Genomic DNA, 1,044 nt, shown 5'->3' with positions numbered 1-1,044 from the left:
GTATCCGCTCAATAAATCGGGGTAACAGTAAAAAAAGAAGGTTAACAATCTAGGCACAGCATGGTAGAATATGACATATTATTAATCATAAAATCAAGAATGTCATAGTCTTTTTTAGCCACTAAAGTCACAATTAACCATGGGTTTATACGACACTTACTACAGGAATGAAGGGCCGATAATTCAGAGCCTTTATATTTTTTTGAATTTCTTCAATCAGACCAGGACACACCCAGAGAATAAACCGAAGATTGTGGACGAATAATCGTCCCTAGAGATGGAATATTTCCCAGGTAAGAAATACGGTCGTGCATATATTCAAAAAAGCTAATTCCTAATTTGCGGGTAGTCGCCACCAGAGACATGAAAACATCCATCGCCTTAGTTCCTTCACAAGTTTGGGTTGCATAACTAATATTTCGTCGCTGCACGATTGTTCTAGCAGCTAATTCGGCCGGGTTATTATGTAAAGGTAATTCCGGATGCTCCAAAACTAAAAGCAACTCAGATATTTTACTCAAAGTTAATTTTTTTCGTTCATCTAATTGTTCATAACCAGTTAGACTGCCGAAAAATTCCCAAAATTTTGATTGGAGCCTGAGCTTCTCTAACCCAGATGGAGAGTTTTTGTAAGCTAATAATTCTCGGTAGTAATCCCAAAAATCATCAAGAAACTTGTCTAACTTTTTTTGATGACAAGTAACAAATGGACTTAACTTTTTATAATGTCTTGCTTCATGCACCCAACATAAAGATAAATCATCTGTGAGTAATTTAAACTGGGGTGCATCATCAGTCACCAGAGTTTTTATTACCGGAATCTGGGATTGCTGAGCATAAAAAGCAATCGCTGCTGCCTCTAAAATCCTGGTACGATGTTGAGAGCCTACAGCACGCAGATTTTGATTCAGCAAGGAGTTAAACTCATCACCCTTCAACGGAATTTCTTGCGGCAATCCTTTAATTTGATGGCTCCACTTCTGGGGGACATTGAAGTTATCTAATAGCTGGTAAGTAAGTGGAGATAGAATAAACTCAAGTTCT

The 1,044-nt window shown here is 37.6% G+C and carries 1 pseudogene; it reads right to left on the bottom strand.

The features are described from left to right. Positions 1–212 precede the first annotated feature (212 nt). Positions 213–1,044, bottom strand: a pseudogene (locus QUB24_RS33485) (hypothetical protein); the annotation flags it as partial.

Source organism: Microcoleus sp. B9-D4 (genome assembly GCF_036705105.1).
Lineage (GTDB): Bacteria > Cyanobacteriota > Cyanobacteriia > Cyanobacteriales > Microcoleaceae > Microcoleus.
Note: the sequence above shows the minus strand (reverse complement) of the source record. Positions and strands in the feature narration are given on the sequence as shown.